At 63.0% G+C, this 18,006-nt stretch carries 19 protein-coding genes; 6 read left to right on the top strand and 13 right to left on the bottom strand.

All coding sequences use genetic code 11. From position 1 onward, the window contains the following. Nucleotides 1-7 precede the first annotated feature (7 nt). The 3 genes from ACYG9V_RS13555 to ACYG9V_RS13565 all read left to right on the top strand — a co-directional run bounded on the left by ACYG9V_RS13555 (nucleotide 8) and on the right by ACYG9V_RS13565 (nucleotide 2,788). Nucleotides 8-502, top strand: coding sequence for a Rab family GTPase (locus ACYG9V_RS13555; protein ID WP_023670316.1), 495 nt, complete (start codon nucleotides 8-10; stop codon nucleotides 500-502). Nucleotides 503-505: 3 nt separating this feature from the next. Then, nucleotides 506-1,576, top strand: a complete 1,071-nt coding sequence (locus ACYG9V_RS13560) for an adenylate/guanylate cyclase domain-containing protein (protein ID WP_352764313.1) — start codon at nucleotides 506-508, stop codon at nucleotides 1,574-1,576. A 144-nt stretch (nucleotides 1,577-1,720) separates the two neighbouring features. Next, nucleotides 1,721-2,788 (top strand): cyclic nucleotide-gated potassium channel, encoded by a 1,068-nt coding sequence (locus ACYG9V_RS13565; RefSeq protein WP_023684786.1) that lies wholly within the window; start codon nucleotides 1,721-1,723, stop codon nucleotides 2,786-2,788. 194 nt (nucleotides 2,789-2,982) lie between these two features. Here the strand turns inward: ACYG9V_RS13565 and ACYG9V_RS13570 are convergent, their stop codons facing one another. The 9 genes from ACYG9V_RS13570 to ACYG9V_RS13610 all read right to left on the bottom strand — a co-directional run bounded on the left by ACYG9V_RS13570 (nucleotide 2,983) and on the right by ACYG9V_RS13610 (nucleotide 10,754). Further along, nucleotides 2,983-3,711: an amino acid ABC transporter ATP-binding protein gene (locus tag ACYG9V_RS13570; RefSeq protein ID WP_352764516.1), complete on the bottom strand. Its 729-nt coding sequence runs from the start codon at nucleotides 3,709-3,711 to the stop codon at nucleotides 2,983-2,985. Between the two features lie 70 nt (nucleotides 3,712-3,781). Further along, entirely contained in the window at nucleotides 3,782-4,456 is a 675-nt protein-coding gene (locus ACYG9V_RS13575; protein WP_352764316.1) for an amino acid ABC transporter permease, read from the bottom strand. Further along, nucleotides 4,453-5,130, bottom strand: a complete 678-nt coding sequence (locus ACYG9V_RS13580) for an amino acid ABC transporter permease (protein ID WP_023670321.1) — start codon at nucleotides 5,128-5,130, stop codon at nucleotides 4,453-4,455. The genes ACYG9V_RS13575 and ACYG9V_RS13580 overlap by 4 nt, the downstream gene beginning before the upstream one ends. Nucleotides 5,131-5,259: 129 nt before the next feature. Then, nucleotides 5,260-6,048: an ABC transporter substrate-binding protein gene (locus ACYG9V_RS13585; RefSeq protein WP_023670322.1), complete on the bottom strand. Its 789-nt coding sequence runs from the start codon at nucleotides 6,046-6,048 to the stop codon at nucleotides 5,260-5,262. Nucleotides 6,049-6,157: 109 nt separating this feature from the next. Beyond that, on the bottom strand, nucleotides 6,158-7,321 hold the full coding sequence (locus ACYG9V_RS13590; RefSeq protein ID WP_352764319.1) for a saccharopine dehydrogenase family protein: 1,164 nt from the start codon (nucleotides 7,319-7,321) through the stop codon (nucleotides 6,158-6,160). Next, complete coding sequence (locus tag ACYG9V_RS13595) at nucleotides 7,318-7,827, bottom strand: Lrp/AsnC family transcriptional regulator (protein WP_023670324.1); 510 nt, start codon at nucleotides 7,825-7,827, stop codon at nucleotides 7,318-7,320. Before ACYG9V_RS13595 ends, ACYG9V_RS13590 begins: the two co-directional genes overlap by 4 nt. 316 nt (nucleotides 7,828-8,143) lie before the next feature. Next, entirely contained in the window at nucleotides 8,144-9,187 is a 1,044-nt protein-coding gene (locus tag ACYG9V_RS13600; RefSeq protein WP_352764322.1) for an acyltransferase family protein, read from the bottom strand. Between the two features lie 171 nt (nucleotides 9,188-9,358). After that, the gene (locus tag ACYG9V_RS13605) at nucleotides 9,359-10,084 is read right to left on the bottom strand and encodes a 3-keto-5-aminohexanoate cleavage protein (protein WP_352764325.1); all 726 of its coding nucleotides are present in this window, start codon (nucleotides 10,082-10,084) and stop codon (nucleotides 9,359-9,361) included. A 199-nt stretch (nucleotides 10,085-10,283) separates the two neighbouring features. Next, a complete protein-coding gene (locus tag ACYG9V_RS13610) occupies nucleotides 10,284-10,754 on the bottom strand; it encodes a MarR family winged helix-turn-helix transcriptional regulator (protein ID WP_352764328.1) in 471 nt (156 codons plus the stop codon). 154 nt (nucleotides 10,755-10,908) lie between these two features. Here ACYG9V_RS13610 and ACYG9V_RS13615 point away from each other — a divergent pair, with 154 nt between their 5' ends. Next, the gene (locus tag ACYG9V_RS13615; RefSeq protein ID WP_352764330.1) at nucleotides 10,909-11,724 is read left to right on the top strand and encodes a p-hydroxycinnamoyl CoA hydratase/lyase; all 816 of its coding nucleotides are present in this window, start codon (nucleotides 10,909-10,911) and stop codon (nucleotides 11,722-11,724) included. 48 nt (nucleotides 11,725-11,772) lie between these two features. Continuing rightward, on the top strand, nucleotides 11,773-13,269 hold the full coding sequence (locus tag ACYG9V_RS13620; protein WP_460221956.1) for an AMP-binding protein: 1,497 nt from the start codon (nucleotides 11,773-11,775) through the stop codon (nucleotides 13,267-13,269). A gap of 15 nt (nucleotides 13,270-13,284) precedes the next feature. Here the strand turns inward: ACYG9V_RS13620 and ACYG9V_RS13625 are convergent, their stop codons facing one another. The 4 genes from ACYG9V_RS13625 to ACYG9V_RS13640 form a co-directional block, all read right to left on the bottom strand. Further along, nucleotides 13,285-14,421 (bottom strand): c-type cytochrome, encoded by a 1,137-nt coding sequence (locus ACYG9V_RS13625; protein WP_352764336.1) that lies wholly within the window; start codon nucleotides 14,419-14,421, stop codon nucleotides 13,285-13,287. A gap of 180 nt (nucleotides 14,422-14,601) precedes the next feature. Beyond that, nucleotides 14,602-15,654 (bottom strand): xanthine dehydrogenase family protein molybdopterin-binding subunit, encoded by a 1,053-nt coding sequence (locus ACYG9V_RS13630; RefSeq protein ID WP_352764339.1) that lies wholly within the window; start codon nucleotides 15,652-15,654, stop codon nucleotides 14,602-14,604. Further along, on the bottom strand, nucleotides 15,602-16,906 hold the full coding sequence (locus tag ACYG9V_RS13635; RefSeq protein ID WP_348626195.1) for a molybdopterin cofactor-binding domain-containing protein: 1,305 nt from the start codon (nucleotides 16,904-16,906) through the stop codon (nucleotides 15,602-15,604). The genes ACYG9V_RS13630 and ACYG9V_RS13635 overlap by 53 nt, the downstream gene beginning before the upstream one ends. A 15-nt stretch (nucleotides 16,907-16,921) precedes the next feature. Beyond that, nucleotides 16,922-17,374 carry a (2Fe-2S)-binding protein gene (locus ACYG9V_RS13640; RefSeq protein WP_352764342.1) on the bottom strand — a complete coding sequence of 151 codons (453 nt, stop codon included), beginning with the start codon at nucleotides 17,372-17,374 and terminating at the stop codon, nucleotides 16,922-16,924. 174 nt (nucleotides 17,375-17,548) lie between these two features. On the opposite strand from ACYG9V_RS13640, the gene ACYG9V_RS13645 reads away from it, so the two are divergent. Continuing rightward, complete coding sequence (locus tag ACYG9V_RS13645; protein WP_023670326.1) at nucleotides 17,549-17,971, top strand: OsmC family protein; 423 nt, start codon at nucleotides 17,549-17,551, stop codon at nucleotides 17,969-17,971. Nucleotides 17,972-18,006: the final 35 nt, after the last annotated feature.

Below are 18,006 nucleotides of genomic sequence, written 5' to 3' on the forward strand. Positions count from 1 at the left end.
GCCCAACATGTTGCAAAAAAAGATCTGCATGCTGGGCGGCTTCGCTGTCGGAAAGACGAGTCTGGTCCGCAGGTTTGTGCAGAGCATCTTCTCAGAAACCTACTTGACCACCGTTGGAGTGAAAATCGACAAGAAGAGCGTCGCGCTCCCGGACAAAACCGTGGATCTGATTTTGTGGGATTTGGCCGGCGAAGACGATATCGGCTCATTCCGCGTCAGCTATGTTCGCGGTGCAACCGGGCTCGTGCTTGTCGTCGATGGAACCCGCGCCGCTACTCTTGCCGTGGCACTCACGCTGCGCGAACGGGTCGAGGCCGAATTCGGCGCCATGCCGTTCGTATTGCTGTTCAACAAGTCCGATCTGGCCGATCGGTGGGCGATATCGGATGGTGAGATCAACGAGTTGAGGCAACGTGGATGGCAAATCTATCTAACAAGTGCGCTTTCGGGCGAGCAGGTCGATGACGCCTTTCGTCAACTTGCCTTGATGGTCACCAAATAGACCATGCACGAATTGCCAAAAGAAGTCAGAAATTGGTTTTTCAATTTCTTCTTCGACGGGCACGCTGTCGCTTATCTGAAAATCGACCCTGAGCTTTGCATAGCTGCCAAGGGCGGTAATGTTGAACATTACGGGCTGTCATCACTTCGCATCGGCAAGCCTGTTGCCGAGCAGCTTGAATTCATGGAGGGTTTGCTGCCTTGCCCGGAGCTTCCGTTTCGCATGGACATGGTTGAACTGCCCGGCGGGCGTGTCGCCGACCTCCATTTTTTTGCTGACAATGCGTTCGTGTGGCTGCTTTTTCTGGACGCCACTGCCGAACGAGACAACAGGCAGCGGCTTCAACAGAAGGCCTATGAAATGACGCTCCTGCAAGAGAGGGAGCGTCAACTCAACGAAAAATTGCAATCGACGAACGAGGCGTTGAGGAAGAGCCAGGAGGGATTGGCGCGTGAATATCAGCGCGCCGAAAACCTGCTCCTCAACATTCTCCCGGCCTCGATCGCGGAGCGATTGAAAGCGCAAAAGAAAATTGCCGACAACCACGCGGAGGTGAGTGTGCTTTTTGCCGACATCGTCGGCTTTACCGAAAGAGCGCGAAGCGTCGGAGCCGTGACGACGCTCGCTATCTTGAATTACTTCTTCAGGGCGGCGGACCGGCTCTCGGAACGATACGGCTGCGAAAAAATCAAGACAATCGGCGATTGTGTGATGGTGGTCTCTGGCTTGCCCACCGCGCGATCCGATCATGCAAAAGCCCTCGCGCGCTATGCAGTTGAGCTGCGCAAGGCGGTAAGGCGGGAACGCTTCGCAGGAGAACCGATAAGGCTGAGAATTGGAATTCACTCAGGACCGATCGTCGCCGGTGTCATAGGCAAGAGGCGGTTCGCCTATGACCTGTGGGGTGAGACCGTTAATCTCGCCTCACGTATTCAAACGTCCGCGGAGCCCGATGAAATCCGTATTTCCGATGCAACTTACCAACTGCTTGGACCGAAATTTGCTTGCGACCCACTCGATGAAACGGAATTGCGCGGTGCGGGTCGCGTGCGAATGTGGCGGCTCCCGAGCTGATCCGTCGCCTGCGGTGCGACCGTGGAGAGCCGATAGCGGCGCCCGAAAGCCATTGGCGTGACGTGATCTTGCGATCGCAAAGCACCCTTTGCGCTTGCCCGGAAGGCCTCTATTCTGGAGCACAGTGGCCGCTGGTGGGATAGAATGTCGGTACTGCCTTTTCTGAGAATCTACGCACCGCTAAATGCGGTGCTCGCTGCGCCTGGGCTTCTGGCGGTGGCTGCGCTCACGATGCCGAACATGTCCGGACGAAGCAGACTGGCTCTGGCTGCTGTGCTCGCTGTCATTTGGGCCGCCTATCTTCTGCAGATGGCCGAGACCCTGCTCAAGCGCTGGGCGGGAGACCTCAGGGACAGGACGCCGGCAATCGCGATCGATGTGCTCGCGGTTTTGGTTCCAGTCGCCGCATTTCTGCTCGACGGCACGCCCGACCGGAGCCTCTACTGTGCTGTCTGGCTGCTGAAGCCGCTGCGCGACTCGACCTTCTTCCCGCTGCTTGGCAGGGTTCTGGCCAACGAAGCGCGCAACCTGGTCGGCGTCACCACGGTCTTCGGCCTGGTTCTGTTCGGTGTCGCACTCGCGGCCTATGTCATCGAGCGCGACGTCCAACCGGAAAAGTTCGGCAGCATCCCCGAGACAATGTGGTGGGCGGTGGTCACGCTGTCCACTACCGGCTATGGCGACGACATTCCGCAAAGCTTCGCCGGCCGCGTCCTTGCCGGGGCTGTCATGATGTGTGGCATCGGCATCTTCGGGCTCTGGGCCGGCATTCTTGCCTCCGGCTTTTATCAAGAAGTCCGTCGCGAGGATTTCGTCCGCAATTGGCAATTGATTGCCGGCGTTCCGTTGTTTCAGAAGCTTGGCCCGGCCACGCTGGTCGAGATCGTGCGCGCGTTAAGGCCTCGCACGGTGCCGGCGGGCGCCGTGATCTGCCGCAGCGGCGAGACCGGCGATCGGATGTTCTTCGTCGTGGAGGGCCGCGTCAGCGTCGCGACGCCGAACCCGGTGGAGCTTGGCCCTGGCGCCTTCTTCGGCGAGATGGCGCTGATCAGCGGCGAACCGCGTATGGCGACCGTCACTGCCGCAACTTCTGTCTCACTCCTGTCGCTGCACGCGGCGGATTTCCAGATGCTGTGCAGCAGCAGCCCGGAAATCGCGGAAATCATCCGCAGGACCGCGCTCGAGCGGCGCGGCGCGGCGCCGGTGGCTTGACCGTACAGCCGATGGTGGCCCGGCTGGAACTGGATGGTGCGGCTCCATCCGCGCGGAGCTTCTGGACGGCACGTGGAAGTTCCAGAGGCGTAGCCGGAGACGTAAACGTAGCCGATCCACTCTACCGGCGGCTCGTTGTTTGGCGCTGTGCGTCGACAGTTCCTGCCCCGCGGCCTTTCGGCTTGGGCTAAACTCTAATGCCTTAGAATCTTGCTTAGAAAAGCCCGGCTGCGGTCGGTCTTCGGGTCGGAGAAAAATGCCTCCGGCGTGCCGCTTTCGACGATGGCGCCGGCGTCCATGAACACCACGCGCTGCGCCACCTTGCGGGCAAAGCCCATTTCGTGCGTTACCACCATCATGGTCATGCCTTCCTCGGCCACCGCGACCATGACGTCGAGCACTTCGGAAATCATCTCGGGATCGAGCGCCGAGGTCGGTTCGTCAAACAGCATGATCTTGGGGCGCATGCCGAGGCAGCGCGCGATGGCCACACGCTGCTGCTGGCCGCCGGACAGCTGTGACGGGTAGGCGTTGACCTTGTCGGCGAGGCCGACCTTGGCCAGCAAGTCGCGCCCGGCCTGCTCGGCCTCGGCGCGGGGGATCTTGCGCACATGGATCGGCGCCAGCGTGACGTTTTCCAGCGCCGTCTTGTGCGGGTAGAGGTTGAACGACTGGAAGACGAAGCCGATCTCAGCGCGCAGCTGCGTCATGTTGGTGGCGGGGTCGCCGAGGCGCTGGCCGTCGACGACGAGATCCCCGTCCTTGATCGCCTCCAGGCCATTGATGCAGCGGATCAGCGTCGACTTGCCCGAGCCGCTCGGGCCGCAGACGACGACCACTTCGCGCGGCTCGACGCTGAGCGTGATGTCCTTCAGCACATTGAGCGAGCCGAACCATTTGTTGACGCCGCGAAAGTCGACCATGCCCGTTTTGGTCAGGTTTGTCTTGGTCGGGCTTGGATTGGTCATGGCGGTCAGCCCTTTGGGTTCGATGTCACAGCTGCACCTCGCCATGCGCCGCGCCCATGCGGCGCTCCAGCCGGCGGGCGAGCATGATCAGCGGATAGCAGACGACGAAATAGCCGACGCCGACCAGGAAGAAGACCAGCAGGCCGTTGGGCACACGCTGCACCACAAGCCAGCCGACGCGGGTGAGGTCGGTCAGCCCGATCGCCGAGACGACGGAGGAATCCTTGATCAAGAGTACATATTGCCCGACCAGCGGCGGCAGCACGATGCGCATCGCCTGCGGCAGCACCACCTGGCGCATGCGTTGCCAGCGCGACAGGCCGGACGCCAGCGCTGCCTCGACCTGGCCGGTCGGCACCGAGCGGATGCCGGCGGCGACGATCTCGCAGATGAAGCACGCGGCGAGGTTGGTGAGCGCGATGATGCCGGCCGTGAAGGCATCGAGCTCGATGCCGAATTCCGGCAGGATGAAGAAGATCAGAAAGATCTGCACCAGGAACGGCGTGCCGCGGATCAGGTCGACCCAGGCCCCGATCATGCTCGAGATCAGCCGGTTGCCGCCGGTGCGCAATATGCCGAGGCCGAAGCCAAGCAGCGTGCCCAGCACCAGGCTGATCGCCGACAGCATCACGGTCATGCCAAGGCCGCGCAAGGCGAGGGGATAGCTGCCGGCCAGGCTTTGCAGCTGTTGCCAGATCATGTGCTGCTCCTTGCCGGCTGCAGACCGAGCCAGCGACTGGACAGCCCCGCCAGTCCTTTGAGGCCGTAATAGAGCAGCAGATAGAAGGCGGCGATGGTGAGAAAGCCTTCCGCCGGCATGAAGCGGTCGGACGCCAGCAACTGGCCGGCGCGCGTCAGTTCGGAAACCGAGATCAGCGACAAAAGCGCGGAATCCTTGACCAGCACGATCGCCTGGCCGAGCAGCGGCGGGATCGTCACCTTGAAGGCTTGCGGCAGGATGACCAGGCGCATGCGCTGGACATAGGTCATTCCCGAGGCAACCCCGGCCTCGACCTGGCCGCGCGGGATCGACAGGATGCCGGCGCGGATGATTTCCGCGACATAGGCGCCGCTGTTCAGCGACAAAGCAATGATGCCGACGACGAGCTCGGGCAGGACGAAGCCGAGACGCGGCAGGCCGAAATAGAGGAAGTAGAGCTGCGCCAGCAACGGCGTGGCGCGCACGGCATCGATATAGCCCTTGGCCAGCACGCGAAACAGCTGGCCGCGCTGCAGGTTCATGGCGGCGAGCACGATGCCGACGGCCAGCGCGCCCGCAAAAGACAGCGCCGACAGCCACACGGTCGTGATCAGACCCTGCCCGAACAGCGGCAGATATTCGACGATGGTGCGGAAGCTGAAATTTTCGAGCATGGCGGTGAATTGTGAATGGTGAATGGGCAGTAGTGAGTAGTGAGTGGTGAGCAGTGAAGGGCGTCCGGAATGGCCATTCACCATTCACCATTCACTACTTCCTACTCACTACTCCCTGCTTACCTCTGCTTAGTGATCCTTCTTCCAGGCGTCGGAATTGACCCAGTAGTCGAGGTTCTTCTGCAAGCGGCCGTCGATGCTGACCTGGTTGAGGAACAGGTTCATCCAGATCAACAGGTCCGGCTCGTCGTAGCGGGTGGCGAAGGCAAGCGGCTCCTTCGACAACAGGTCCGGCATGATGGTGAAGGTGCCGGCGGGATAGGCTGTCGACTGACCCTTGACCGCCGAGACGTCGTTGACGCCGCAATCGGCTTGGCCGTTGTTGACCGCGTCGAGCAGCAGCGGGCCGCCGCCCTTGTAGCTCTTGATGTCGGCATCCGGGAAGGCGTTCTTGGCTTCCTTTTCGCCGGTGGCGCCCAACAGCACGGCGATCTTGGTGCCCTTGGCCTTGCAGTCCTCGGTTGTCTTGAACTTGCTGTCGGCCTTGGTGAAGACGGTGCTGCCCGTATACATGTAAGGTGTGGTGAAGGCGACCTTCATGCCGCGCGCCAGCGTCGGCGTCATGTCGGCGACGAGCAGGTCGGCCTTGCCCGAAAGCAGCGCCGGGATCAGCCCGTCCCAGTCATAGTCGAGGAAGGTGATCTTGACGCCCATTTCCTTGGCCATCAGCTCGGCGAGTTCGACCGAACTGCCGGTGCGCTCGCCGGCCGCGCCGACCAGCGAGAAGGGAGGTCCTTGCGTCTGTACCGCGACGCGCAGTTCGCCGCGCTTGGTGATCTCGTCGAGCGTTCCGGCACTGGCCGCCGTGGCGAGCCCCGCAAGCGCAAGTCCGGCGATAAAAAGTCTGGCAATCTTCATTTTGGCATTCCTCCTGTTATCGTTGTTGTTCCACTTTGTTATTCCACCCTTTTGGGTGTTTTTTGAGCGGCGGCACCGTTTGCCGGCGGCAGCCACCGTTCGAAAATCCTCAGTCCCAGGCCACCGTCTCGGCAACCTTGATGCCACGCCTGGCCAGCTCGTCGAAGAACGGCCCGTCCGGCACATGCAGCAGCGGGTTCAAAAGCCCTGGTGTGGCGATCTCGCGCCGCGCCAGCATCTGCGCCACGATGCTGGCGGGATAGCCGACGCCAAGGCTCATGCCGAACAGGCCTGATGCCAGGTCGCGTTCGATGATCAGGTCCGACGTCACCGTTTTGGCGCGGCCGCCTTCGAGACCGGAAAAGACATTGCGCATCACGCAAAGGTCCTTCTCGTCGGCGCCATATTGCAGTTGCGGGCCGAGCAGACGGCCGAGAAATTCGCGTGGGCTGGCGCCGGTGCCGGGCACCTTGTCTTCGGAGAGGAAGCCGAGTTCCTTCAGTGGCGCCCAGAACGCCGACCATCCCGGCCAGCGCAGCGTATAGCGGCCCGAGCGTTGCAATCCCTTGGCGGCCGCCAGCATCTCGACATAGTGCAGCGCGTCGCCATTGGGGAAAGCTTCCAGCCGGCCGAGGCCCGCGACCTCGATCTCGTGGATGAAGGCATTGTCGTGCTGCCGCCCGGCCGGCACTTCGACGCGCTTGCCATGCTCGATCATCACGCTGTCGCGGTTCTGGCTGACCAGAACCATGTCGAAATTCCAGCTCACCTTGTAGCAGAGCGGCTTCGCCATCGCCTTCGGTTCGGGGATGCCGCCGCAATAGGAATCGATCGAGGAGATCCTAGAGAACTGCTTTGCGGCGCGCGCGTAGAGCACGAGGTCGATGCCGGGATCGAGCCCGCATTCGGTCATGATCGAAACGCCGGCCTGTTCAGCCTCCGCCGCCAGATCGGCAATCGCCTTGCCGTAATTGGTGGTGACCAGCGGCGTGCGCGCTGCGATCGCGGCCTGCACCGCCTCGCGCATCAATGGCTGTGGCAACAGATCGATGGCGGCGTCGACATCCGCCAGCACGGTGGCAAGTGCCGGGCCGATGGGGCCCTCGGGCACGACGAAACGCACGCGGGAAAGGTCGGTCAGCCCGGCAAGCCGGGCAAGGCCGTCGGCCGACGTATCGACGCAGACGACTTCCTCGACACCGGCGCTGGCGACGAGATCGGCGATGGCCGCCCGTCCCTGCAGGCCGAGGCCGCCGAGAACAGCTATTCTCATGCCGGCTCCTTGCGCGACGGTGTTTCTTCCGACCAGCAGCCTTCGGGAAGGCTGACCCATTTGTTGCATGAAGCCATGACGACGAAGGTTTCGCTGCGCACGACTTCGCCGGGAATGCCGGCGCCGGGGATCAGCTCGCTGGTGATGCGGTAGAGGTCGGCGACATCGCCGGCGACAGTCACGTCGACGATGATGTCGAAGCGCCCGGTAACCACCGAGGCCGAGTTGACGAAAGGCAGTTCGGCAATGCGCTGCGCCAGTTCCCGGGCGCGGCCACGTCCCTGCGCATTGATGCCGACAATGGCAGAGATCAGCTCGGGGCGTTCGGTCAGATTGAGCAGCCCGACGATCTTCAAGAGGTTGCGGTCGAGCAGATTGCGCAACCTTGAGCGCACCGTCGGCACCGAGATCGCCATCGTCTCGGCGAGCCGGTTGATGCCGGGCTGGGCATCCTGCGACAACAGCTTTACCAGCCGTCGATCGGTTTGATCGAGATGCTCACGCAAAAGGCAAGGCTTTCATAAAGGGAAAGAAACGATCGGATTTTCTTTCGGATATGAAAAATACCTTATGGGGAATTTTTAACAGCAGCAAGAGCTATGTCATCCCTCTGTGTCAGTTCCCGTGTGCGTTCAGGCAAGACAGGATGCATGTCGTCCCAAAACCGCTGCGCATTTTGGGGCAGTCGAGGATGTGCGCGACAGCACTAGGCGACGGAGTTCGAAGACGATCTTGCCGCCGTGGTCGCTTGAACGCGACGGTAGGTCGTAGTGAGCAACGCACCCGCATAGCAGGCCGACCGAGTTGCGGCGTAGCCGCAACTCACGCCTTCACCTGATAAGCGGAGAGGCTCATTCGCGACATGGCCAAAAGCGGCCTTTCAATAAAACTATAACTTGCCAGGGACACGGCGATGCAGGCGGTGACAATAGCTATGCCTGCAAGCCATGGTGACACATTGGCGGTTGCAACGACAGGAGCGATCGCGAGCAGCACGATAGGATGGGTCAGATAGAGAGAGTAGGAAGCATCTCCCAGCCTTGCCAGCACGCGAGGAGCAAAAAGTCGGAAGTAGCTCTCCAGGCTGATGCAACCCGCGACAAGGATCAGCGCCGGGATACCTTGAGCAAGGGTTCGCGGCAAGTTGAAGCCAAGTACCATCACCAGTGTGGACACAATAGCGAACCCGACAGCCGAGGCACCCAGGAAAGCGGGCAGACGCACCAGTCTGCCGACCAGATGGCCGACAGCCATGCCGGCAAGGAACTCAAACAGGATTGGCGTGGTATAGAAAAACAGCACAGTGTCGGCGGCGGGTTTGAAGATAATGCGTGCGGCTACGGCGATTGCAAAGACAACGCCAATCGTGGCCATTTGCGTCAGCGCACCAAAACCCATAGTCGCCGCGAACAGAATGTAAAACAGGATTTCCAGATTGAGCGTCCAACCCACGCCAAGCACTGGCTGGACATAGCCTGTGGCCGTATCGAGATAGGGCACGAAAAGCAGGCTATTGGTAATCTGCTCAAAGGACACTCCACGACCGGCAAACAGCCAAAGTGCGGCGACCATGAGGAAGGTCATGACCCAATAGAACGGAACGACGCGCGTGAACCGCTGCATCAAAAAAGCACGGTGGTCGCGATGTCTGTTCTCCGTCGAGACAACCATGACAAAACCGCTGATGACGAAAAACAGGTCGACGCCGCTGTTTAGAATGGGAATAGGCAAATCGAGCACGCCTAGTGCGGCCGGAAGATGATAGATAACAACCATAAGGGCTGCTAGCCCCCGCAGGGTCTGTATCGATGTATATTGTTGAATCCGACGCGGCGCAGCGTGATCATTATCCGGAATGACGTTCATTAAAAAAGTCCCCGATGCGGGAGAATATTAACATAGATGAGACCGTTGATGCGACTATTAACTGCCGGTTTAATTAATACATAAAATTTGAATAGCTTCCACCGACTTTCGCGGCGCGGGCCTTGCGATCGCCATCGTCTCGGCGATGCCTTGGCGCGCTGCTTGTATGCGCTATCGCCCGGCCTGGAAGATCGCCACCGCTGCCGCCGTCAGCGCGGCATTGCCGGCCGCAACCGTGCCATCCGGCAGATGCTTCCCATCCTCCAGCCCGACGCGCGTCGACCAGTTGCGATCCGCCGCACGGCGCACGAACGGCCACACCGTCGCGTTCTCGCCATGCAGCAGGATGGCACGGCGAATGCCGGCGCGCTCCAGGACCTGTTCGATGCCGTCGGCGACCGCAAAAGCCTCGTCTAGCGTCTGCTCGGAAATCTCGATCAGGACGCGCAGCACGCGCCCGCCATGGTCGAGGCCGACGAGGCGCTCGGCGTCGGCGACCGAGGCCAGACCGGCCTCGATGCCGATGCCGCGCTGACGCAGGCTTTCCATGACGATGGGTGCTGCCGCCTCGCTGAGATTGACCGAGGCATAGTCCGGCAGTTCGCGCCAGGCGGCGATGGCGACCAGCGTGCTGACGTCGTCGTTCTCGATCCAGGCGCCGGTGGAGACGCCGATCAGCGTACCGGGGCATGCGCGGCGAAGTGCTGCGATCGTCGGGTCCATCGCCGCCGGCGAAAGGCTTTCGCGGCGGTCCGCTCCGCGGGCATGGACGTGCAGTTCAGCTGCGCCGGTGGCAACAGAGGCCGCGCCATCGCGCGCCATGGCTTCGGCGTCGAGCGGCAGCGTGGGGTGAAAATCGGCGGCGCGCGCGCCGTTGATGCAGGTCTGGACAATCATGGCTCTCGCGATCCTGTTGCGGATCGCGCGAGCCTACCGCAGGGCAGGGCGGAGAGGGAACGGGCGTGGTGAAGATTGCTGACAGGGTGTTGCGCAGGGCACTCGTTGCAACGCTGCAATCCTTCTCGCGCTCTCTATCCTGCCGGACATCCACCTGAGTGGGAGATTGGCAGTTCCAGCGCCGCCGCTCGGCCTGCCTTCAGTCTTCCTCGCTCCAGATCAGCCGTAACAGCCGCAGCAGTGTTGCCCGATCTTTTTTCGTCAGCCGTTGCAGGAACCGGTCCTCGTGGTTGCGCACTTTGAGCCGCCATGCCGGCATGGCGGCTTTGGCTGCCTTGGTCAGAGCGAGCACCTGCATGCGCCTGTCCTCCGCATGGTCGTCGCGCTCGACCAGCCCGCGCTCCTCGAGTTCGGCCAGCAGCGGCGCCATGTTGGCGCTTTTCATGCCCAGCCGGCGGCAAAGCTCGGCGGCGCTGATGCCGGGCCGTTCGTCGATCAGCGCCAGCATCCCGTAGGTGACCGGGCGCAGTGAGGCATCGGCCATCTCGGCGGTGAAATCATTGAGCGCCAGGGTCGAAGCTCGCCGCAGATTGTAGCCGATCTGTGCGTCGAGCCTGTCTTCAGGCGCCACCCTAGCCACCTTGCCGCTGCGGTCCGATGTCTCGTCCATGCTGCAACCGATCGCTGCGACCAAGGTTCTTGTCAAGCAAAAAAGACTATGCAACATAGCAATTCTAAAAGCTATGTCACATAGCGATTGATGCAGGGGAAGAGCACAACTCTTCTCCCCGCCACACAGGAACACAAGCCGGAGGAGAGTTGCCATGACCGAAGAGACCGTTGCCTTCGACATCGAGGATGGCATCGCCTGGGTGCGCTTCAACCGGCCTGAAAAACGAAATTGCATGAACCCGGCGCTCAACCGGCGCATGATGGAGGTGCTCGACCAGCTGGAATACCGCGACGATGTCGGCGTGCTGGTGTTGTCGGGCGAGGGCAGTGCGTGGTCGGCGGGCATGGACCTCAAGGAGTATTTTCGCGAGACCGAGGCCAAGGGGCTGGGCGCCGTCCGCAAGGCGCAAGGCGAGGCCTATGGCTGGTGGCGGCGGCTGCGCTGGTATCGCAAGCCGACCATTGCCATGGTCAATGGCTGGTGCTTTGGCGGCGGCTACGGCCCGCTGTTTGCCTGCGACCTCGCTTTCGCCGCCGACGAGGCGCAATTCGCTCTGTCGGAGATCAACTGGGGCATCCTGCCCGGCGGCGGCGCCACCAAGGTGGTGGTCGATCTCCTGTCGATGCGCGACGCCATGTATCACGCGCTGACCGGCGAGCTGATCGACGGCAGGAAGGCGGCGGCCTGGAAGCTGGTCAATGAAAGCCTGCCGCTGGCGGAGCTGAAGCCACGAGTTACCGAGGTGGCGAACATCCTGCTGAAGAAAAACCCGGTGGCGCTGAAGGCGACCAAGGATGCTATCCGCCGCGTCGGCGAGATGACCTACGACAATGCCGAGGACTATCTGGTGCGCGCGCAGGAAGCGGCCAATTCCTACGACAATGACGGCCGCAAGGAAGGCATCCGCCAGTTCATCGACGAAAAGAGCTACAAGCCCGGGCTCGGCGCCTTTGACAAGGCAAGGTGATCCCGGCGACCGACTGAGCCGAGAGTGAGGGCGCAATCCGGGGAGAAGATGCGAATGCCGGCCTGGACGACTTCAGACCCCGTGGCGCTGCACGCGGGCGCGCAGCCGCAGCGCGTCGCCTGCGTCGATCTCGCATCCGGGCGGCGCTGGACTTACCGTACGCTCGACGAAGCCATCCAGCGCGCCATGGCTGTGCTGGAAGACTACGGCATCGAACCTGGGCAGCGCATCGCCACCGTCGCCCGCAACAGCGCCGATCTACTCATCGCGCAGCAGGCCGCCATGCGGCTCGGCGCCATCTTCGTGCCGGTCAACTGGCGCCTTTCCGCCGTCGAGCAGCAGACGGTCCTGGCCGATTGCGAGCCGGTGCTGCTGCTGCACGACGCGGCGCTGATTACGGCGCTGCCAAAAGGCTGTGTACCTGTGGAGGTCAGGGCCTTTGCCGCGGCGGTCGAAGCGCAAGCGCCCGCGCTACGACGCGCTTTGCCGGCGGGCGATGTACCGTCGATCGTCCTCTACACCTCCGGCACATCGGGCCGGCCCAAGGGTGTCATCCTGACCGAGGCCAATGCGTTCGCCACCGCGGTCAATTTCGGCGTGCTCGGCCGCGTCGGCAATTCCAGCATCTTCCTCTGCGACGCGCCGATGTTCCATGTCATCGGCCTTATCACCAGCCTGCGTCCGCCCTTGCTGCAGGGCGGCACGGTGCTGATCTCGTCCGGCTTCGAGGCCGGTCTCACCAACCGCCGTCTGGCTGACCCGGACCTCGGCGTCACCCACTATTTCTGCGTCCCGCAAATGGCACGGATGCTGCGCGACGGCACCGCGTTCGCGCCGGCGAACTGGGCCACGCTGACGGCCATCTTTACCGGTGGCGCGCCCAATCCCGCCGCCGACATCCTTTGGTGGCTGGAGCAGGGCGTGCGCATGGTCGACGGCTTCGGCATGACCGAAGCCGGCACCGTGCTCGGCATGCCGGTCGAGGCACACCAGATCGCCCGCAAGGCCGGCTCCGCCGGCCTGCCGGCGCCGTCTTTGTCGCTGCGCATCGTGGACGAAGATGGCCACGACGCCGCAGCCGGCGAGCCGGGTGAGATATGGCTGTCAGGCCCCAATGTCACGCCGGGCTACTGGAACCGGCCCGATGAGACGGCGCAGGCCTTTACATCGGATGGCTGGTTCCGCACCGGCGACATTGCGCGCCGCGACGAAGATGGTTTCGTCACCCTCGTCGACCGCCGCAAGGACATGTTCATTTCGGGCGGCGAGAACGTCTATCCAGCCGAGGTCGAGATGGCGCTGCTCGATCATCCCGACATTTCGGAAGTCGCTGTCGTCGGGATCGCCGACGAGCGCTGGGGCGAGGTGGGGCGTGCCTTCGTCGTGCTGAAGGCTGGCTGCGTCCTCGATCCGGCGGCGCTCGCGGCGCACTGTGCGGCTCGCATCGCCCGCTACAAGGTGCCGAAGGAATTCCTGCTCACCGACGCGTTGCCCCGCACCGCCTCCGGCAAGATTCAGAAACACATTTTGCGCGGCTGCCGGTGACCCCACCGCCGTCCTTCACTGCGCCCGCGCTTTGGCCACGTCGGCCGGTGTGATGGCGGATTGCTTGCCGCCGAAATGCGCCAGCACATAGTTGCCGAGCGCCGCGATCTCGACATTCGAATAGGCATTGGCGAAAGCCGGCATCGCCTGCTTGCCGAGCGGCGTCGTCATATGCGCGCCCTTCAGGATGACCTGGATGAGGTTTGTGCCATCGGGGTCATTGACCGTGCGGCTGCCGCCCAGCGCCGCATAAGGTGTCTGCAGCCCTTCGCCGTTCCATCCGTGACAGCTGGCACAGGCGCCCTGGAACAGCTTCAGGCCGAGCCCGCCTTGCGCCACTGAATCGGCAGACGGAGCGTAGGCGACGGACGTCGTCAGTGTTGCCGGCGGCTCGACTTCGACGATCGCCTTGTCGCTGCTGACTTGCGGCGGCACGGTTTTCACATAGGCGACGATCGCCTTGATGTCTTCCGGCGTCAAATGGCGCAGGCTGTAGTCGACGGCTTCGCCCATGTTGCCGGTGGCCGCACCACGCCCTTCCGCATGACCCTTGGAGAGATAGTTGGACAGCTGCTGATCGTTCCAGCTGCTGATGCCGGTCGTCTTGTCCGAACTGATGTTGTAGGCCTTCCAGCCCTGCAATTCGGCGCCGGCGAATTTCTTGCTGTTGTCTAGCCCATAGAGCAGGTTGCGTGGCGTGTGGCATTCGCCGCAATGCGCCATTGCTTCGGTGAGATAGGCGCCGCGGTTCCATTCCGCGCTCTGCTTTTCGTCTTGCGGCAACGGACCGTCGGGAACGAACAACAGGTTCCAGAACCGCAGGACATAACGCTGGTTGAACGGAAAACTCAGATCGTTCTTCGGCGCCTCGGCGTGCACCGGCGGCAGGCTGAACAGATAGGCCTTGATCGCCAGCGCATCTTCCGTGGTCATCCTGGCGTAGGCCGCATAGGAAAAGGCCGGGTAGAGATTGTGGCCTTGCTTGTCGATGCCCTGATGCAAGGCACGCGCGAACTCCGCGTCGCTCCAGTCGCCGATGCCGGTTTCCTTGTCGGCGGTGATGTTTGGGGAATAGACGGTGCCGAACGGCAGCTTGAAGGCAACGCCGCCGGCATAGGCTGGCCGCCTCCGGTTGTGTGGCAGGCGACGCAATCGGCGGCGCGCGTCAGATATTCGCCGCGATCGATCAGCGCCTGACCGGTCGGCAGTTTCGCCGCCGCCACGGAGACGTCCGGCAGCGACGCCGGTTTGAACAGGAAGATCGCAACGCCGGCGGCGATGACGACCACGACAGCGAGGAGGATGCGGACCAAGCTTCTCATGGCCTGGCCCTCACAGCGCTTCGGCTTCGGTTTCGATGCCGGTCTCCGGGCGCTCCCTGCTGTTCGCCAGCACCGCCAGCAAGGGTGCTGAGGGCGGCGGCACCATCGACACGCTGGTCTTATCGGCGCCGTCGCTCTTCAGCTGGTTGCGGTCGATGGGCAGGCTGCGCAGGCGTTTTCCCGTCGCGGCAAAGATCGCGTTGGCAAGGGCAGGCCCGGCCGAAACCGTTGCCGTCTCGCCGATGCCGCCGGGCGATTCCAGGCTCTTGACGTGATAGACCTCGATCTTCGGCGCCTCATTGTTGCGGAGGATGCGGTAGTCGTGAAAATTACTCTGGTCGACGCGGCCATTGCTGAAAGTGATGCCGCTGTAGAGCGCCGCCGACAGGCCGAAGATCAACCCGCCTTCGATCTGGGCTTCGACCGTGTTTGGGTTGATGGCGATGCCGCAATCGACGGCCACCACCGCGCGCTGCAGCGTAATCTCGCCGGCCGCTGAAACCGAGATCTCCAGCACCGCGGCCATGAAGCTGCCGAAGGCATCGTGCAGGGAAATGCCGCGGCCGCTGCCGGCCGGAAGCGGCGAGCCCCATCCCGACTTTTCGGCCGCAAGCTCGAGCACGCCTGCGGCCCGCGGCTGGTTCTTCGTCAGCGCCCGGCGATACTCTACCGGATCCCTGCCCACCGAATGGGCGAGTTCGTCCATGAAACTTTCGACCACGAAGACGTTGTGCGTCGGTCCGACGCCGCGCCACCAGGTGATAGGCACCGGCGGATCCTCGCGCACCCAGTCGACCTGGATGACCGGCAGATCATAGGGCGGTTTGGCGGCGCCCTCGACGGCATCGTCGTCAAGCTTGTCCTGAGGCCAGCCGCCGGGGATGTAATTGCCCAACACCGAACCGCCGGCGACATGGTCGATCCACACCGTTGGCAGGCCGTCGGCGCCGAGACCGGCTGATATCCGGTCGTAGTAGGTCGGACGGTAGAGATCGTGCTGGATGTCTTCTTCACGCGTCCAGATGACCTTGACCGGGTACCTCACCTGTTTGGCGATCGCCACCGCCTGGCCGACATATTCGGCGACAAGCCGGCGGCCGGAAACCGCCGCCGATCAGGTGATTGTGCACGATGATCTTGTCGAGCGGGAAGCCCGTGACCTGTGCCGCCCAGCCTTGCGCCTGGGTGGGCACCTGGGTGCCGAGCCAGATCTCGCATTCATCAGTGCGCACATGCACGACGCAGTTGATCGGCTCCATCGGCGCATGGGCCAGGAACGGCAGCTCATAGCTTGCCTCGACCGTGTTGACGGCAGCCTTCAGCGCGCCGGCGACGTCGCCTTCCTGGCGCGCCATGATCGGTGTCTTGTTTTTGGACGCAGCCTTCAGCGTGTTCATCATATCGGCGCTTGAAAGCCTGGCGTTGGCGCCTTCGTCCCAGGTGATGGTGAGGGCCTCGAGGCCTTTCTTGGCCGCCCAGAAATGATCGCCGATCACGGCGACCGCATTGTCCAGCCTGACGATATCGCGCACGCCTGGGACGGCGCGTGCCGCCGTCTCGTCCACATCGCCGAGCTTGCCGCCGATCACCGGACAGGCGGCGACCGTCGCCACCTTCATGCCGGGCACGCGCACATCGATGCCGTAGACCACTGCGCCATTGACCTTGCCCGCCGTGTCGACCCGGCGCAGCGACTTGCCGATCAGCTGGAAATCCTTGGGGGCCTTGAGCTTGACGTCGCTCGGCACCGGTTGCTTGCCGGCCGCGTCGGCGAGCGCGCCATAGGCCAGCTGCCGGCCTGTCGGCAGATGCGTGACCACGCCAAGCTTGGCGCTGCATTCCGAAATCGGAACCGCCCATTGCGCGGCTGCTGCCGCAACCAGCATCGTGCGGGCAACGGCGCCTGCCTTGCGCAGCGATTCCCAGGTAGCCCGCATCGAGGTCGAGCCGCCCGTTGCCTGGCCGCCAAGCGCAGCGGTGGCGTACAGCTTGTCGTTGGGCGGTGCGTCGACGACCTTCACCTGGTCGAGGCCGACTTCCAGTTCCTCGGCAATCAGCGTCGCTTCGCCGGTGTGGGTGCCTTGTCCCATCTCGATGTTGGGCAGGATGAAAGTGATCTTGCCGTCGCTGTCGATGCGGATAAAGGCATCGGGTGAAAAGGCGGCGGTGACGTCGCCCTCGACGGGCTCGGCGGCGGCAAAACCGGGCCTGGTGCCGGCGCCCAGCATGGTGAAGCCGAGCAGAAGGCCGCTGCCCTGCAGGAAGGCACGGCGCGAGGTGAATTTTTGGGTGGGGGAGGAGGACGGCTTGCTCATGGCTGGCTATCTCCCTCAGGCCTTCGCGGCCTGTTTTATGGCCGCTCTTATTCGCGTGTAGGTGCCGCACCTGCAGATATTGCCGGACATGGCGGCGTCGATATCGCTGTCGCTCGGGTCGGGGTTGCGCTCCAGCAGCGCCGAGGCCGACATGATCTGGCCGGACTGGCAATAGCCGCACTGGATCACTTCAAGGTCGAGCCATGCCTGTTGCACTTTTTTGCCCGCCGGCGTCGCACCGATCGCCTCGACGGTGGTGACATGGCGCGACCCAACCGACGCGACCGGCATCACGCAGGATCGCACCGGTTGCCCGTCAAGCTGCACCGTGCAGGCGCCGCACTGGGCGATGCCGCAACCGAACTTCGTGCCGGTCAGGCCGATGACATCGCGCAGCACCCACAGCAATGGCATATCGTCCGGCACGTCGACACTGCGATCCTCGCCGTTTACATTGAGCGCAATCATGGGCCTCTCCTCGGTTATCCGCATCCCCATGGACAATGCAGTAGGCACCTGTTTGCCGGTCGTGTCTAATCACATGCATGTTGTTCGGCACCGCAACGCGTGTGCAAATCGCACTCGTGTGCGCGCCACAGTGCCCCTGATCTTTGCCGGGCTGCCGGCTGAAAGGTTTTTGCGATGGCTGAGTTGAAGGTCAGGACCCGCGTCACCGGCGCGACGGCGACGCTGCAGCCCGGCGGCTTGCCTTCCATCACCACTCCGACCGGCGGTGCAGTCGATGTCGTCACCGGCGTCAGCGCGCCGGGCTTCAATCCGCTCGACCTGCTCTACGCCTCGCTCGCCGCCTGCATGGTGCTGAGCGCGCGCATCGCCGCCTCCCGCCTCGGCGTTGCCGCCGCGCTTGGCGAGGTGCGCGCCGAGGTCAGCGGCGAGAAGGCCAAGGACGAGCCGTCGCGCGTCGAAAGGCTCAACATCAGGCTCGACATCTCAGGCGATCTCGACGCTGCGACCAAGCAGCGGATCGTCGAGGACGCCGAAGCGATCTGCACGGTGTCCAACACGCTGCGCGCCGCGCCGCAATTGCATACGACGCTTGGGTGAGGGTGTCGCAGAATGCCTCGCTGCCACCAACCAAG

This window comes from Mesorhizobium sp. W016, assembly GCF_054719485.1.

Bases quoted from the DNA above. Each gene is read 5' to 3' on its own strand.
- ACYG9V_RS13555 (WP_023670316.1), top strand. From the start codon at position 8: ATGTTGCAAAAAAAGATCTGCATGCTGGGCGGCTTCGCTGTCGGAAAG.
- ACYG9V_RS13560 (WP_352764313.1), top strand. From the start codon at position 506: ATGCACGAATTGCCAAAAGAAGTCAGAAATTGGTTTTTCAATTTCTTC.
- ACYG9V_RS13565 (WP_023684786.1), top strand. From the start codon at position 1,721: ATGTCGGTACTGCCTTTTCTGAGAATCTACGCACCGCTAAATGCGGTG.
- ACYG9V_RS13570 (WP_352764516.1), bottom strand. From the start codon at position 3,711: ATGGTCGACTTTCGCGGCGTCAACAAATGGTTCGGCTCGCTCAATGTG.
- ACYG9V_RS13575 (WP_352764316.1), bottom strand. From the start codon at position 4,456: ATGATCTGGCAACAGCTGCAAAGCCTGGCCGGCAGCTATCCCCTCGCC.
- ACYG9V_RS13580 (WP_023670321.1), bottom strand. From the start codon at position 5,130: ATGCTCGAAAATTTCAGCTTCCGCACCATCGTCGAATATCTGCCGCTG.
- ACYG9V_RS13585 (WP_023670322.1), bottom strand. From the start codon at position 6,048: ATGAAGATTGCCAGACTTTTTATCGCCGGACTTGCGCTTGCGGGGCTC.
- ACYG9V_RS13590 (WP_352764319.1), bottom strand. From the start codon at position 7,321: ATGAGAATAGCTGTTCTCGGCGGCCTCGGCCTGCAGGGACGGGCGGCC.
- ACYG9V_RS13600 (WP_352764322.1), bottom strand. From the start codon at position 9,187: ATGAACGTCATTCCGGATAATGATCACGCTGCGCCGCGTCGGATTCAA.
- ACYG9V_RS13605 (WP_352764325.1), bottom strand. From the start codon at position 10,084: ATGATTGTCCAGACCTGCATCAACGGCGCGCGCGCCGCCGATTTTCAC.
- ACYG9V_RS13610 (WP_352764328.1), bottom strand. From the start codon at position 10,754: ATGGACGAGACATCGGACCGCAGCGGCAAGGTGGCTAGGGTGGCGCCT.
- ACYG9V_RS13615 (WP_352764330.1), top strand. From the start codon at position 10,909: ATGACCGAAGAGACCGTTGCCTTCGACATCGAGGATGGCATCGCCTGG.
- ACYG9V_RS13620 (WP_460221956.1), top strand. From the start codon at position 11,773: ATGCGAATGCCGGCCTGGACGACTTCAGACCCCGTGGCGCTGCACGCG.
- ACYG9V_RS13635 (WP_348626195.1), bottom strand. From the start codon at position 16,906: ATGAGCAAGCCGTCCTCCTCCCCCACCCAAAAATTCACCTCGCGCCGT.
- ACYG9V_RS13640 (WP_352764342.1), bottom strand. From the start codon at position 17,374: ATGATTGCGCTCAATGTAAACGGCGAGGATCGCAGTGTCGACGTGCCG.
- ACYG9V_RS13645 (WP_023670326.1), top strand. From the start codon at position 17,549: ATGGCTGAGTTGAAGGTCAGGACCCGCGTCACCGGCGCGACGGCGACG.